General features: G+C 65.4%; 14 protein-coding genes. 7 read left to right on the forward strand and 7 right to left on the reverse strand.

The annotated features are described in order from the left end of the window. Positions 1–73: 73 nt before the first annotated feature. Positions 74–1,312, reverse strand: a complete 1,239-nt coding sequence (locus AC3G7M_RS09940) for an MFS transporter (protein ID WP_489211635.1) — start codon at positions 1,310–1,312, stop codon at positions 74–76. 96 nt (positions 1,313–1,408) lie between these two features. On the opposite strand from AC3G7M_RS09940, the gene AC3G7M_RS09945 reads away from it, so the two are divergent. The 4 genes from AC3G7M_RS09945 (at position 1,409) to AC3G7M_RS09960 (ending at position 5,427) form a co-directional block, all read left to right on the forward strand. After that, complete coding sequence (locus AC3G7M_RS09945; protein WP_489211636.1) at positions 1,409–2,977, forward strand: rhamnogalacturonidase; 1,569 nt, start codon at positions 1,409–1,411, stop codon at positions 2,975–2,977. After that, the gene (locus tag AC3G7M_RS09950) at positions 2,970–4,619 is read left to right on the forward strand and encodes an amylo-alpha-1,6-glucosidase (protein ID WP_489211637.1); all 1,650 of its coding nucleotides are present in this window, start codon (positions 2,970–2,972) and stop codon (positions 4,617–4,619) included. Before AC3G7M_RS09945 ends, AC3G7M_RS09950 begins: the two co-directional genes overlap by 8 nt. 146 nt (positions 4,620–4,765) lie before the next feature. Then, entirely contained in the window at positions 4,766–5,032 is a 267-nt protein-coding gene (locus tag AC3G7M_RS09955; RefSeq protein WP_489211638.1) for an AbrB/MazE/SpoVT family DNA-binding domain-containing protein, read from the forward strand. Next, complete coding sequence (locus AC3G7M_RS09960) at positions 5,029–5,427, forward strand: type II toxin-antitoxin system VapC family toxin (RefSeq protein WP_489211640.1); 399 nt, start codon at positions 5,029–5,031, stop codon at positions 5,425–5,427. Before AC3G7M_RS09955 ends, AC3G7M_RS09960 begins: the two co-directional genes overlap by 4 nt. A 14-nt stretch (positions 5,428–5,441) precedes the next feature. Here AC3G7M_RS09960 and AC3G7M_RS09965 read toward each other — a convergent pair whose 3' ends face one another. From AC3G7M_RS09965 to AC3G7M_RS09975, 3 genes are all read right to left on the reverse strand, one after another. Beyond that, the gene (locus tag AC3G7M_RS09965; protein ID WP_489211642.1) at positions 5,442–6,218 is read right to left on the reverse strand and encodes an ABC transporter permease; all 777 of its coding nucleotides are present in this window, start codon (positions 6,216–6,218) and stop codon (positions 5,442–5,444) included. Then, a complete protein-coding gene (locus AC3G7M_RS09970; protein WP_489211643.1) occupies positions 6,215–7,141 on the reverse strand; it encodes an ABC transporter ATP-binding protein in 927 nt (308 codons plus the stop codon). Before AC3G7M_RS09970 ends, AC3G7M_RS09965 begins: the two co-directional genes overlap by 4 nt. Positions 7,142–7,256: 115 nt before the next feature. Then, a complete protein-coding gene (locus tag AC3G7M_RS09975) occupies positions 7,257–8,141 on the reverse strand; it encodes a LysR family transcriptional regulator (RefSeq protein WP_489211644.1) in 885 nt (294 codons plus the stop codon). A gap of 89 nt (positions 8,142–8,230) precedes the next feature. Here AC3G7M_RS09975 and AC3G7M_RS09980 point away from each other — a divergent pair, with 89 nt between their 5' ends. The 3 genes from AC3G7M_RS09980 to AC3G7M_RS09990 are packed head-to-tail and all read left to right on the forward strand — an operon-like array spanning position 8,231 to position 11,974. Continuing rightward, the gene (locus AC3G7M_RS09980) at positions 8,231–9,517 is read left to right on the forward strand and encodes an MFS transporter (RefSeq protein WP_489211645.1); all 1,287 of its coding nucleotides are present in this window, start codon (positions 8,231–8,233) and stop codon (positions 9,515–9,517) included. Between the two features lie 33 nt (positions 9,518–9,550). After that, entirely contained in the window at positions 9,551–10,327 is a 777-nt protein-coding gene (locus AC3G7M_RS09985; RefSeq protein ID WP_489211646.1) for a bestrophin-like domain, read from the forward strand. A gap of 9 nt (positions 10,328–10,336) precedes the next feature. Next, positions 10,337–11,974: an NAD(P)/FAD-dependent oxidoreductase gene (locus AC3G7M_RS09990; protein ID WP_489211648.1), complete on the forward strand. Its 1,638-nt coding sequence runs from the start codon at positions 10,337–10,339 to the stop codon at positions 11,972–11,974. Between the two features lie 104 nt (positions 11,975–12,078). Here the strand turns inward: AC3G7M_RS09990 and AC3G7M_RS09995 are convergent, their stop codons facing one another. The 3 genes from AC3G7M_RS09995 to AC3G7M_RS10005 all read right to left on the reverse strand — a co-directional run bounded on the left by AC3G7M_RS09995 (position 12,079) and on the right by AC3G7M_RS10005 (position 15,168). Further along, positions 12,079–12,855: a class II aldolase/adducin family protein gene (locus AC3G7M_RS09995; protein ID WP_489211650.1), complete on the reverse strand. Its 777-nt coding sequence runs from the start codon at positions 12,853–12,855 to the stop codon at positions 12,079–12,081. A 128-nt stretch (positions 12,856–12,983) separates the two neighbouring features. Then, positions 12,984–13,964: a prolyl aminopeptidase gene (gene pip, locus AC3G7M_RS10000; RefSeq protein ID WP_489211651.1), complete on the reverse strand. Its 981-nt coding sequence runs from the start codon at positions 13,962–13,964 to the stop codon at positions 12,984–12,986. Positions 13,965–13,977: 13 nt separating this feature from the next. After that, positions 13,978–15,168, reverse strand: coding sequence for a DegT/DnrJ/EryC1/StrS family aminotransferase (locus tag AC3G7M_RS10005; RefSeq protein WP_489211652.1), 1,191 nt, complete (start codon positions 15,166–15,168; stop codon positions 13,978–13,980). Positions 15,169–15,179: the final 11 nt, after the last annotated feature.

Here is a 15,179-nt window from a genome sequence, read left to right on the forward strand (position 1 = left end):
TCCTTACGCAACGAACGGAGGGGTGACGGCGTGGTTCGCATCCGAAACGGCATGCGCCGTCACGGCGCGGCTTTCACCCCGGCTGGGCGACCGGCTCCATGTCCTGATCCTCGGCAGGCCGCGTATCGGGTAGGAGCAAAAGGATGATCGCGATGCCAAGGATGCCGGGCAAGGCGAGGGCGAAGAAGGCCCAGTCGATACCGAACCGGTCGGCGATCCAGCCGGCGATGGCGGTGCTGAAGGTCGCACCCAGGCTGCCGGCGAGGCCGAAGGAGCCGATGGCGAGGTTGAGATAGCCAGTCTTCTGGGTGAGGTCGGCGGCGATCAGCGGAATCATCACGCCCATGATGGCGGCGGCGAGACCGTCCAGCAGCTCGATCGCGATGAGCGGAAGGGCATCGGGATTGAGCGTCAGCAGCAAAGCGCGGGCGGGGAGGGCGGCGAAGGCGAGCAGCAGCAGCGGGCGGCGGCCGAAACGTTCGGCCGCTTTGCCGAGGCGCGGCGCGAACAGCACCACGACGCATTGCAGCGCGATGATGGAGCCGGTGGTCGCGATATCGACGGCGTGGCCGTTTCTGGCCAGCCGGTTGAGGGCCAGCGGCAGCATGGCCGCATTGGCGAGCGTAAACAGCGTCACGCAAACCGCGAAGACATGCATGTGCAGCTCGAAAAAGACCTGCCACAGCTTTGCCCGCCGGTGTTTGGGATGCAGCATGGCCGGATGCGGCGCGCTCTGTTTGGGCGCGGCGGGACCGGGATGGATGAGCAGCAGGCTGAGCACGGCCGGCACCGTCATGACGGCCGCGAAGAGAAAGACCGCGCGCACCGAGAGATGATAGGCGATGACGCCGAGCAAGGCCGCCATCAGCGCATTGCCGAGCGAGGCATAGCGGGCATTGCTGCCGACATGCTCCCCGAACGTATCCCGGCCGCCGAGATTGAGCGTGATGGCGGCGATGGCGGGCGCCAGCACGGCGGTCGCCACTCCGTGCAGCATCAGGGTGCCGAAAACCGGCACGATGCCGGGCCAGAAGGCCAGGAGCAGGGCGCCGAGGCCGAGCACGCCGATGGCGACGGCGCAGAGGAAGCGCCGCTGATGCACCTGATCGACCAGCAGCCCGCCTGGCAGCTGGCTGGCGGTGCTGGCGATGGAACCCAGGCTGAGGGCGAGGCCGATCTGGCCCTGGCTCCAGCCCGATTGCGTGAGGAAGACCGGCAGGAAGGGGCCGTAGCCCGTCTGTGTCGCGGCCGCGAAGAAATTGAAGACGCGGAGTCCGGTCCAGCTGGACCGGGAAGTGGCAACGTCACTCACGCAGGCGGCTCCAGAGGTTTGGGTGGCCCTTTATCCTCAGACCTTTACAGAAGCATGCCGTCCCTGTCTTCAAGGGGGGGGTGGAGGATGATGGCGATGGCAGAGGAAGAGGATGCCTGGTGGCAGCATGCCCCTGTCTTTGACCCGCGGGATTTCGGCGCCCAGGGTGACGGCGTGGCGCTGGACAGCCCGGCCATCAACCGCGCTATTGCCCGCGCGACTGATGCCGGCGGCGGCACCGTGCTGCTGTCGCCCGGCACCTACCCGGCGTTTTCCATTCGTCTGGCGAGCCGTATCCGTCTGCATCTGGCGGCCGGGGCGGTGTTGCTGGCGGCAGAGCCGCCCGAGCAGCCGACATCGACCGGTGGCTATGACCTGCCGGAAGATAGTGCCGCAGCGCGCTTTCCTTATCAGGATTTCGGCCATAGCCATTTCCGCAACTCCCTTCTATCGGGCATCGGCCTGACCGATGTGGTGATCGACGGGCCCGGGCTGATCTGGGGTCAGGGTCTGGTCAATGGCGATTACGAGCCTGGGCATCTGCCGGCGATGCAGCCGGGCGTGGGCAATAAGGCGATCGCGCTGTTCGATTGCGCGCGGGTGCTGATCCGCGATGTCCGCATTCTGGAGGCGGGCCATGTGGCGGTGCTGGCGACCGGCTGCCGGGATATGGTGGTGGAGCGGCTGGTGATCGATACCAATCGCGACGGCGTCAATCTGGACTGCTGCCAGCGCGTGCGGGTTGAGGGTTGCCGGATCAATTCACCCAATGACGACGGCATCTGCCTTAAGAGCAGTTTTGCGCTGGGGTTTCCGGCTTTCTGCCAGGATATCAATATCACCGGCAATTGGGTGAGCGGCCGCTATGAGATCGGGTCCATGATGGATGGCACCTACCGCCCGATCAACGAGGGCCCTGAACAGACCGCCGATGTCACGCATCGGACGGGACGCATCAAATTCGGCACCGAATCCAATGGCGGCTTTCGTCGCGTGCGCATCACGAACAATCACCTGCAAGGGTCTCGGGGTCTGGCGCTGGAAAGCGTCGATGGCGCGCTGATCGAGGATATCACCGTGCGCGGCCTGATCCTGCGCGATCTGCGCCATGCGCCGATCTTCCTGCGCCTCGGTGCCCGGCTGCGCGGCCCGGCGGGCATCACGCCCGGCCGCATGCGCGGCATTACGATTACCGAGGTGGATGCCAGGCAGAGCTTTGCCTCCATGCCCATGATCATCGCCGGCATTCCGGGCTACCCGATCGAGGATGTGACCCTGCGCCATATCCATCTCGAATTGCCGGGCGGCGAGGGCGCGCGACGGGTGCGCCTGCGGGTGCCGGAGGCGGTCGCCTCCTATCCCGATCCTGAATGTTTCGGCGTCGATCTGCCGGCATCGGGCTTGTTCGCCCGTCACGTGAAGGGGCTGGTGCTGCATCGCTTCAGGGTGATTTGCGCGCGGCCGGATGCGCGGCCGGCGGTATGGCTGCAGGATGTCGCGGGTGGCAGTATCGGGATCGATCATCCGCACAATCTCACCACCGCTGCGGCCGTGCGGGCCGAGGCTGCGGTGGACATTCAGGTATTGCAAAGCGGCTGCGCACCACGCCGCCTGACGCGGCCCCCACGCTATCTGCCAGTTCTGCCGGAGGACGCCCATGACTGATCTCTCTCTCATCGACCGGCTGCGCAGTTACGGCCAGGGCGGATGGCATCGCGGCCAGCTGCTCGGCTTTTCCGGTGTCGAACGCTCCTATCCGGCGGATCATGAGGGTGCCATCATTCTGCGCACGGAGACGGCGCCAGCCGGTCTTGCTGTGGTCTTTCCCGGCGCAGCCCGGCTAACTTTTGCCGCAACGCCGGCGCAGGCCACCGTCGCCAACGACTTTTTCCTCGCGGGCGACAACCTGCTGGGCGTGCTGGCTGACCCCTATCACCTGCTCATCGAGGGCGATGTGACGGTGACAGATATCAGCACAGAACTGCGGGTCGCGCGCGCGGGCGGCCGCGTGCTGATCGGCACGGCAGCGCATTTCGATGCGGCGCTGCTGCACTCGGATATTTTCGCACATCTCGCGCGGCGATCAGCCTGGATTTTGCAGCAGCCGTTATTGGCGGCGGCGGATGGTGCGCGGCGCTGCATTCTGTTCCGCGCGCTGGCGGTGATGAAGGGCCAAGTCTCAGGCGCCGAAGGCGCGCTGCATCACCCTTGGACGACGCCGGACCGTTTCCCGCATAAGGATATGTGGCTGTGGGATTCGGTCTTTCATGCCATCGGCTGGCGGCATCTCGATATCTCTCTGGCACGCCGCATGATCGAGGCGGTTTTCGACAATCAGCATTCAGATGGCTTCGTGCCGCATCAGGCGTCCCCCACACGGCCGGCCTCGGGCTATACGCAGCCGCCGGTCTTGTCGCTCGGCGTCAAGCTGGTGAATGACGCGGCCCCCGACCCGGACTGGATCGCGCGTCTGTATCCGAACCTGGCCAGGGCCGTCGAATGGGATTTGCGCCATCGCGATCAGGACGGCGACGGGCTGCTGGAATGGTTCATCGAAGGTGATCCGACATCGCGCAGCGGCGAAAGCGGGATGGATAATTCGCCGCGCTTCGATTTTCACTACCCGACCGCTTTGGCCGTGACCGACTTCAACGCCTATATCGCACAGGAATGCGAAATCCTGGCCGGTTTTGCAGGCAAAATGGGGCGCGCGGCGGATGCCATGCTGTGGGGCGGACGGCATTCCTCCCTGTGTCATCGCATCAATGCCAGACTGTGGTCCGAGGCTCTGTCATTCTATTGCGACTATGACAGCCAGGCTGAGGAGCGGTCACCCGTGCTGGCGAGTGCCGGCTTCCTGCCGCTGATCTGCGGAGCGCCGAGCCTGGATCAGGCGCGCGCGCTGCTGGCGCATCTGCACGACCCTGCGGGTTTCGGCACGGGCTTTCCGGTGCCCTCCATCGCCGCTGCAGACCACGCGCATTATGCGAAGGACATGTGGCGTGGGCCGACCTGGATCAATATCAACTGGCTGATCGCCCGCGGGCTGGAACGCTACGCGCCCTATGATGCCGCCTTCGGCGATGCCGCGGCCGAGATTGACCGGGCAACGGTCGCCGAGATCGAGCGCTGGGCTGCCAGCCACGGCACGTTTTTTGAGTATTACGATGACCGGCAGGAGGTCGCGCCGCCTGAGCTGCTGCGTAAGGGCGAATGCAATCCGCAGAATCCCTTCCGCCAGGTCATTCACGACTATGGCTGGACGACGACCCTTTATCTCGACCTCATCGCGCGCGGACGCGGATGAGGCCGGCAGGGGCAGGTGTTACTGCGGTGCCGTCACCGGCAGGAGGTAAAAGAGGGTGTGGCGTCGATGTCCATGGCATCATGCGAGTCTTGATAGTAATGTGATTTTACATTACTATCCCACCCGTTACCTATTCGGAGACTCCGATGGCATCCCAGGCTATCACGGCGAAGGGGCAGGTCACGCTGCGGCGGGAGCTGCTGCAACATATGGGCGTCAAGCCCGGCGAGCGGATTGATTTCGACAAGCTGCCGGGCGGGGAGTTGCGGGTGCGCGCGGCACGGCCGACCGGCACGATCGACGACGTGCTGAGCGTTCTGGATGGTAAGGTTAAGTTGAAAAAGCCTTTGTCCATCGACGATATGAACCGGATTGCCGCTGCCGGCTGGGCTGGTACATTGGACCAGGAATGAAAGTATCGGTCGATACCAACGTCCTGGCGCGGGCCATCCTGCAGGATGACCCGGACCAAAGCCGCGCCGCCCGTGCGCTGCTCAAAGAAGCCTCGGTGATCGCCGTCTCTCTACCCTGCCTCTGCGAGCTGGTTTGGGTCCTGCGCCACGGCGCTAAGCTACCTAAAGACGATGTGGCAGCGGTTATTCGCAGCCTGCTGGATACAGGCAACGTGATGATGAACCGGCCGGCTGTGGAAGCGGGGCTCGCCATATTGATCGCGGGCGGCGATTTTGCCGATGGCATCATGGCGCATGAAGGCGAGTGGCTTGGCGGCGAGAGGTTTGTGTCCTTCGACAAGAAAGCCGTTACCCTGCTGACGCAGCAAGGGATCAAGACGGAGCTGCTAGCATAGGGTGTTTCCGCCCATCACGGTTTCAAACGGTAGCCCGTGCGAAACATCCACCACAGCACGCCAAGGCACAGCGCCATGAAGAGCGCGGTGAAGGCGAGGCTCTCCGCCACCCCGACATCGCCGATCCCATAGAAGCTCCAGCGGAAGCCGCTGACCAGATAGACGACGGGGTTGAGCATGTTCAGAGTCCGCCAGGGCTGCGGCAGCATGTCGAGCGAATAGAACGCGCCACCCAGGAAGGTCAGCGGTGTCACCACCAGGGCCGGGATGATGGCGAGCTGCTCGAAGCTTTGCGCCCAGATGCCGATGATGAAGCCGAACAGGCTGAAGGCGACCGCTGTCAGCAGCGTGAAAGCCACCATCCAGCCCGGATGCAGGATGCGCACGGGGACAAAAAAGGTCGCCGTCACCAGAATGATGGCGGCGATCAGGATCGACTTGGTCGCCGATGCGCTGACATAGGCAAAGACCGCTTCGCCGAAGGAGAGCGGTGCGGAGAGGATTTCAAAAATCGTGCGGGTGAATTTCGGGAAGTAGATGGCGATTGACGCATTGGAAATGCTTTGCGTCAGCAGCGACAGCATGATCAGTCCCGGCACGATGAAGGCGCCATAGCCGACGCCGCCGACATGTTGAATGCGCGAGCCGATGGCGGTGCCGAAGACGATGAAATAGAGCACCGTCGTGATGACGGGTGTCGCGACACTTTGCCAGACGGTCCGCCGCATGCGCGCCATTTCGGTGCGGTAGATCGCCCAGATCCCGGCGAGGTTGATCATGGGAGGCGTCATGCCGGGTTCTCCACAAGGCTCACGAAAATATCTTCCAGCGAGGTCCGGCTGGTATCCAGGTCCTTGAAGTCGATGCCGCGTTCGCCGAGCAGATGCAGGAGTTTGGGAATGCCGGTATCCTCGGCCTTGGCGTCAAACCGATAGGTCAGGTGCTGGCCCTCGGCGTCCAGTTCGACCGGCCATGCGGCGAGTTCAGGCGGCAAAGCCGTCATTTTACGCGTCAGCGTGAGGGTCAGCTGCCGTTTGCCGAGCTTGCGCATCAGCGTCGCGGTGCGGTCCACCACCAGCAGGCGACCGCCATCGATGACGCCGACGCGGTCTGCCATTTCTTCGGCCTCCTCGATGTAATGGGTCGTGAGCACGATCGTCACACCCTGGTCGCGCAACTGCCGCACCAGGACCCACATGTCGCGGCGCAGGCTGACATCGACGCCGGCCGTGGGTTCGTCGAGAAACAGCACTTCGGGTTCGTGGCTGAGCGCCTTGGCGATCATGACGCGGCGCTTCATGCCGCCCGACAGTTCCATGATGCGGCTGTCGCGCTTGTCCCACAGCGACAGGTCGCGCAGCAGGCGTTCGATATAGGCCGGGTTCGGCGCGCGCCCGAACAGGCCGCGGCTGAAGCGCACCGTGTCCCAGACGGTCGCGAAGATATCGAGCGCGATTTCCTGCGGCACCAGGCCGATCAGGCTGCGCGCGGCGCGATAGCCGGTGCGGATGTCATGTCCGTCGACCTGGATCTCGCCCGAGGTCATCGTCACGGTGCCGCAGATGATGCTGATCAGCGTGGTCTTGCCGGCGCCATTGGGGCCGAGGAGGGCGAAAATTTCGCCCTTTGCAATGGTGAGATCGATGCCCTTCAGGGCGGAGAAGCCGGATTTGTAGGTTTTGGTGACGGCGGAGACCGCGATCATCGTCGACATGCATGCTCCTGGTGGCACCCGGCTCTGGACAGATGCGGATGGTGTTTTTGCGTTTCAGCCCGTGCGCTGGGGCGTAAAGGACCTGATCGCCGGTCATTCGCCAAGTGGGCACAAGTCACAGGGCGCCATGCAGCGTCTGGATGAGGTGACGGAGCAGCGCTGTCTCGCGCCCTGTCCGGGTGGCCAAAGCGAGGCGGGCGATGGGCACGACATCGGTGATGCGCCGATAGGCGATGCCCTTGATGGTGATCTGCGCGATGGATTGCGGCACGATGGCGATGCCGAGTTCGGCCGCGACCAGGCTGAGGCCGGAGGAGATTTGCGGCGCGATCTGCGCGGTGATGGGATCGAAGCCCGCGGCACGGCAGGCCGAGAGCACTTCATGATAGAGGCTGAGCCCGATGGCGGGTGGAAACAGGATCAGCGGCTCGGTCGCCAGTGCAGCCAAGGTGATGCTGCGCGCCTTGGCGAGCGGATGCGCCTTGGGGATGGCGGCGACCATGGGTTCATCCGGCAGGCGGTGCAGATGCAGGCCTTCCAGTTCGCCAAGCCCCGGGCGCAGAAAGATGGCGTCCAGCGCTTCCCGCCGCAGCTGATCGAGCAGGCCCATGGTGTTGGTCTCCGCCAGCGTCACCTGGACCTGCGGATAGCGCCGTCGGAAATTGCGGATGGTGCGGGTGACGATCGGGTGGAAGGCGGCCGAGCCGGTGAGGCCGATGGCGAGCAGCCCGGCCTCACCGCGTGCGGCGCGCTGGGCCGCGTCACGGGCGCGTTCGGCGGCGGCGACGACGGTCTCCGCCTCCACCAGAAAGGCGCGGCCGGATTCGGTCAGTTCCGCGCCATGGGGCAGGCGGTGAAACAGCGGTGCCCCGAGTTCGGCTTCCAGATCGCGGATCTGCTGGCTAAGCGGCGGCTGGCCGATGCCGAGCCGGGCGGCGGCACGGGTGAAATTCCGTTCCGCCGCGACCGCCAGGAAGTAGCGGATATGGCGCAGCTCCATCGGTATCTCCAAAAGCTATCACCAACGACAGTGTCATATATTGGACAAATGATGATGTGCGCATCAGTTTCCAGGCGAAGGATGTCGCCATGTCTGAGAGTCACAGCCTGATCACCCCGCGCGCGGCCATGCAGCAGCGGCACGACCGGCCATCCGCACCCAGCGCGGCACGCGTGCGGCGCGGCACGCGCGCCTATACGCGCATTTGCCTGGGCCTGTTCCTGGCCGGTTTCGCGACCTTTTCCCTCCTCTATTGCACGCAGCCGCTGCTGCCGCTGTTTGCGCACCATTTTCGTGTGACGCCGGCATCGAGTTCGCTGTCTTTGTCGCTGTCGACCGGGGCGCTCGCCTGCGCCATCGTGCTGGCAGCGATGCTGTCGGAAAATGCCGGACGGCGCGGATTGATGTTCGGGTCGATGATCGCGGCCTCCCTGATGAATATTGCCGCGGGCTTCGCGCCCAACTGGACCATTCTGCTGGTCTGCCGGGCGGTCGAAGGCTTTGTGCTGGGCGGCGTGCCGGCGGTCGCCATGGCCTATCTGGCCGAGGAGATCGACGGCAGCCATCTTGGCTTTTCAATGGGGCTGTATGTCGGGGGCACCGCCTTCGGCGGCATGATGGGGCGTGTCGGCGCCGGGATTATCGCGGAAGAATGGGGCTGGCGGGCGGCGCTGGGCGTGACCGGCGCGCTGGGTGTGGCGGCGGCCATTGCCTTCGTGCGGCTTTTGCCACCGTCGCGCGCCTTTACGCGCAGCCGCGGGTTCGACCTGCGCTTTCATGCCAGCGCCTGGGGCGGGCATCTGACCGACCGCGGCCTGCCGCTTCTGTTTGCCGTCGGCTTCCTGGTGATGGGCGCCTTTGTGACGGTCTATAATTACGCGGGCTTCCGGCTAATGGCGGCACCCTATCACCTCAGCCAGACCGTCATCGGCCTGATGTTTACCGTCTATGTCTTCGGCATCGTCGCGTCTTCGACCGCCGGGGCGGCGGCCGATCGGCTGGGGCGCGCGCGGGTGCTGGTGCTGGGCCTGGCGATGGCGCTGATCGGCGCGCTGCTGACGCTGGCGGCTGGCCTTGTCACCATCATGCTGGGCATCGTGCTGCTGACAATCGGGTTTTTTGTGTCCCACGCGACGGCGAGCGGCTGGGTCGGGCGGCGTGCCGCGGGGTCCAAGGGCCATGCCAGTTCGCTGTATCTGCTGGCCTATTATCTCGGCTCCAGCGTTGCGGGCACGGCCGGCGGCTGGTTCTGGTCCCATGCCGGCTGGCCGGGCGTCGTCGGTTTTGCGGGAAGCTGCCTGGTGCTGGCTTTGGCCTGCAGCCTGGGTGTGGTGCGGCTGGGCAGAACCCCGCCCAGGACAGGCGCTTTCGGCTGACGCGGGCCGCGCGCTCTGCTAAGGGCTGCGGCCATGACCCTTTTGGTGGCCCTTGCGATCGTCCTGGCGGCAGCTCTGCTGGCGGCGGGTGTCAGTCTGTTGGTGCATCGTCATGTGCATGTCGAGCTGCGCCGCCGACATAATGAAATCGGCACCGCGGTGTTCCTGCAGCTCGGCGTGATCTTTGCCGTGCTGCTGGCTTTCGTCTTCAGCGAGGTCTGGAGCGAATACAATGAAGCCGGCAGCGCCGTGCAAATGGAATGCAGCGACCTGCAGGGGGCGGCTGTGCTGGCCAGCGCTCTGCCCAGCGTCGAGGGCCTGCCTATTCTGCAAGCGGAACGGAGCTATATCGACGGTGTCATCCATCATGAATGGGCGCAGATGAGTCTCGCGCGCGACGAGGATTCCGAGGTTGCCGGACGCATCGCCCTGCTGATCCAGACGGTTGCCCGCTACAAGCCCACAAATATGGCCGATCTCGGCACGAGGCAGCAGCTTTTGACCTTTCTGGAACGGGCCAATACCGAGCGCTCAACCCGCCTGTTCGAGACCGGCAGCGGCGTGCCGGGCCTGCTGTGGTGTCTGCTCATCGGTTTCGGCACGGTGCTGGCTGTCTTCGTCACCCTGGCGGGGGTGGAGAATGGCGGCGCGCTGATCAGCTTCGCCGTCACCTTTGCGGCCGCCGTCGCTGCCATTCTCGTTCTGATCCATCTGCTGGACTACCCGTTCGAGGGCGCGCTGGCACTGGGGCCGCAGCCCTTCGTGGTGGCGGCGGGAAAGGTGAATGCCATGATCCAGATGGTGCATTGAGTTACGGCCATGTTGCGTGTCACAGAAATCAAACTCCCCCTTGACCATGACCCGGCGGCGCTGCCTGCCGCCATTGCCGATCGTCTGCGCCTGTCGCCCACGCAATTGGGCAGTCATGAGGTGATCCGGCGCGGCCATGATGCGCGCCGGCGCTCGGCCATTACGCTGGTCTATACCGTCGATGTCGCGGTGGATGACGAGGCGGCCGTGCTGGCGCGGGTGCAGGGAGACCGGCATATCGGGCGGGCACCGGCCATGGGCTACCAACTCGTCGCGCGGGCGCCCGCCGGCCTGACTGAGCGGCCGGTGGTGATCGGCGCCGGACCTTGCGGCCTGCTGGCCGCGTTGACGCTCGCGCAGATGGGCTTTCGGCCGATCGTGCTGGAGCGCGGCAAGGTTGTGCGTGAGCGCACCAAGGATACCTGGGCACTGTGGCGCCGCGGCGTGCTGACCGCGGAATCGAATGTGCAATTCGGCGAGGGCGGGGCCGGCACCTTTTCCGACGGCAAGCTCTATTCGGGCATCAAGGACCCGCACTATCTGGGCCGCCGGGTGCTGACGGAGTTCGTCTCGGCCGGTGCGCCGGAGGAAATCCTCTACGTCAGCAAGCCGCATATCGGCACCTTCCGTCTGGTGACAGTGGTCGAAAGCCTGCGTCAGCAGATCGAGGCGCTGGGCGGCGAATACCGCTTCCAAAGCCGCGTCACCGATCTTGATATCGGCCAGGGACCCGATGGGCAGCGCGAGGTCGCGGGTGTGGTGCTGGAGAACGGCGAACGCATCGCGACCCGCCATGTCGTGCTGGCCGTGGGCCATAGCGCGCGCGATACCTTTCCGATGCTCGACGCCCGCGGCGTCTCCATGGTCGCGAAACCCTTTTCGGTGGGCTTTCGCATCGAGCATCCGCAGGCGCTGATCGACCGCTGCCGCTTCGGCAGCCATGCCGGCAATCCGGTCCTGGGGGCGGCCGATTACAAGATCGTGCATCACGCCAAGAACGGCCGCTCGGTCTATAGTTTCTGCATGTGTCCGGGCGGGCAGGTGGTGGCGGCGACCTCCGAACCCGGCCTGGTGGTCACCAATGGCATGAGCCAGTATTCGCGGGCCGAGCGGAATGCCAATGCCGGTATCGTGGTCGGCATCACGCCCGAGGATTATCCCGGCGGACCGCTGGCCGGCATCGCGTTTCAGCGCCATTGGGAGCGGCAGGCTTTCATTGCAGGTGGCGAGGATTACCGCGCGCCGGTACAGCGCGTGGGCGATTTCCTGGCCGGGCGGCCATCGACCAAGCTCGGCAGCGTCATCCCGTCCTACAAGCCCGGCGTGACGCCGACGGATCTTTCGACCTGCCTGCCGGACTACGCGATCGCGGCTATCCGCGAGGCGCTGCCCGCCTTCGACCGCCAGATCCGCGGCTTTGCGATGGAGGATGCGGTGCTGACCGGGGTGGAGACGCGGACGTCATCCCCCTTGCGCATCAGCCGCGGCGATGATTTCCAGAGCGTCAATACGCCTGGGCTTTATCCGGCCGGTGAGGGCGCCGGGTTTGCGGGCGGGATTCTCTCGGCAGGTGTCGATGGCATTCGCGTGGCGGAAGCCGTGGCACTCAGCATGGTGGCGTCGGCGCGGGTTACACTTGACGCGTAATCAGCTGCCATAGCCAGACCAGCAGACGCCACCAGAACCAGAGCGCCGAGTGATCCTGCGGGGCGGCGGCCGCGGCCGCCTCCGCGAGGTGCATCAGGCTTGGATCAGCTCCGGTAATCGGGCTGCTCGCGGTCCATTTTGCGCTGAAACGCCTGCCAGACCAGCCAGCCGTGGCTCTCATCACGGGTGAACTGCTTCTTGGTGCGTTGCTGAGTTTCGACCGACGGAATGGCGAGCGGCGCGCCGGTGGATTGCGCGGCGACCTGAATGCGGCAGGCCTGCTCCAGGTAATACATGAAGTAGAAGGCCTCGGCGATGGTGCGGCCGACCGTCAGCAGGCCGTGATTGCGCAGCAGCAGGCAGGGCTTGTCGCCCAGATCGCGCACCAGGCGTTCCCGTTCGCTCAGATTGTCGTCGTCAGCCACGCCCTCGTATTCGTGCAGCGCCACTTCGTCGATGAATTCCATGCTGATCTGGTTCAGCGGCAGCAGCCCGCCCTGCTGAGCGGCGACCGTCATGCCCGCCAGCGTATGGGTATGCATGACGCAATGGGCGTCGTGGCGGTTCATGTGAATGGCGGAGTGGATGACGAAGCCGGCCGGATTGACGGGAAAGCTGGTTTCCTGGGCGGGCGCGCCGTCGGCATCGACCTTGACCAGGGAACTGGCGGTGATTTCATCGAACATCAGCCCGTACGGGTTGACCAGGAAGAAATTGCCCGGCCCCGGCACGCGCACGGAGAGATGGGTATAGACCGTATCGGTCATGCCCAGATGGGCGATCAACCGATAGGCGCAGGCCAGATCCTGGCGGACCTGCGCCTCCGTCTCCTCAAGATGAGCGGCGGGCGGCTCGGGGATCTGGAAGATCGGACTATCCATGGGGCAGGTCTCCTTTCTGCCCAGTCTATCATCATCCCAAGCGACATCCAGAAGGCGCGATTACGATTTGCATTAAAATGCAGCGATAGGCGCGGTTGCTCTGGCATCGCGCCGGCTTGGGACGCCGCTTAGCTGGCAGTGAACCGCTCCAGCCCCGCCAGCAGAGCGGCGCGCGTGCCCGGCTCCAGCGCCGAATGTCCGGCATCGGGCACCACGGTGAGATGGGCGGAGGTCCAGAGTGCCGCCAGCTCGAAGGCGCTGACCGGCGGGCAGACCATGTCGTAGCGGCCCTGCACGATCTCGGCTGGAATATGCCGGATACGCTCGATACGGCCGAGCAGTCCTTCGGGCGGCAGGAACAGCTTATGGGCAAAGTAATGCGCCTCGATCCGCGCGAGGCCGAGCGCCGCGCGATCGCGCGAGAAGGTCGAGACCATGTCGGGATGCGGCAATAGCGTGCTGCAGGAGCCTTCATAGACCGACCAGGCGCGGGCCGCCGGACCATGCACCCGCGGGTCGGGGTCATTCAGCCGGCGGCGATAGGCGCCGAGGATATCGCCGCGCTCGGCCTCCGGCAGGAAGCCCAGGAATTGCGCATGCGCATCCGGGAAGACGTTGCGGATACCGTGCAGGAACCAGTCTACCTCGCTGTCGCGACCCAGAAAGATGCCGCGCAGCACGCAGGCGGCGACGCGCTCGGGATGGGCCTGGGCATAGGCCATGGCGAGCGTCGAGCCCCAGGAGCCGCCGAAGAGCAGCCAGCTTTCGATGCCGAGATGGCGGCGCAGCGCCTCGATATCCTCGATCAAATGCGGCGTCGTGTTGTCTTCAAGCTTGCCGAGCGGGCGGGAGCGGCCGGCGCCCCGCTGGTCGAACAGCACCACGCGCCAGTGGTGGGGGTCGAAGAAGCGGCGATGGACGGAGCCCGCCCCGGCCCCTGGACCGCCGTGCAGGAAAAGCGCCGCCTGTCCGCGCGGATTGCCCGCCTGCTCCCAATAGATGGAATGACCGTCGCCGACCGTGAGATAGCCCGAGCCATAGGGCGCGATCTCCGGGAAGAGTTCGCGGCGGGAGCCTGTCGTCTCACGGGAGAAGGCGGGGGGCGCCATGGCGATGCGGACCTTACGCCGCTATCGCCTGGGCAAGCGCCCGGGTCACGGTATTGCAGACATGGTCGAGCTGGGCGTCCGACAGGTCGGGGTGGATCGGCAGGGCCATGATGCGGGTCGCGACATCCTCCGCCACCGGCAGCATGCTGCCGTCATGATGGTCGGCATAGGCGGGCTGATGATGCAGCGGCTTCGGGTAATAGATGGCTGTCGAGACGCCCTCGGCCTGGCAGGCGGCCTGGACGGCCGCGCGTACGTCGCCGCTTGGCAGCAGAACGGCATAGACGGCCCAGGCGGCGTCGCTGTCGGCGACCCGCGCCGGAATCGTCAGCAGGTTGCCAAGACGCTGGTCATAGAATTGCGCGACCCGTTCCCGTGCTGCCAGCTCGTCGTCAAAGACCGAGAGTTTGGCGAGCAGCACGGCGGCCTGCAGCGTATCCAGCCGGCCGTTGATGCCGATGCGCTGCACGTCATAGCGCAGCTTGCCTTCGCCATGGGTGCGCAGGCTGCGATAGAGCGCCGCGCGCTCGGCCGATTCCGTGAACATGGCGCCGCCGTCGCCGTAGCCGCCCAAGGGCTTGGAGGGGAAGAAGCTGATCCCCGTGCTGTCGGCCTGGCTGCCAAGCGGCCTGCCATGCAGGCGGGCGCCGAAAGCCTGGGCGCAGTCGTCGATGGTGAACAGATCATGGGCGCGGGCGATGGCGGCGAGCCCGTCCCAATCGGCCGGCTGGCCAAACAGATCGACGCCCACGATGGCGCGGGGCTTCAGCTTGCCGTCGGCGCGCACGGTGGCGATGCGCCGCTCGAGATCGGCCAGGTCCATCTGGAAGGTGCGCGGGTCGATATCCACGAACACCGGCGTCGCGCGCAGGAGCAGGGGGACTTCGGCGGTCGCGGTATAGGTGAAGGCGGGCAGGAAGACGGCGTCGCCGGGGCCGATCCCCTCAGCCATCATGGCGATGAGCAGCGCATCCGTACCGGAACTGACGGCGACGCAATGGGTGGCACCCGCGCGGCGGGCGAGTTCAGCCTCCAGCTCGGCCACTTCCGGTCCCATGACGAACTGGCAATGGGCGAGCACGGTATCGACGCGGCGGCGCATCTCAGGCCCGATACGGGCCTGCTGCGCCTTGAGATCAAGAAAGGGCACCGGGCCGGTCGCGGCGGGTGCGGGGACAGGTTCAGGCTTCTGGATCACGCTCATGCCCGCTTTGT

The organism is Acidisoma sibiricum, from assembly GCF_057837225.1.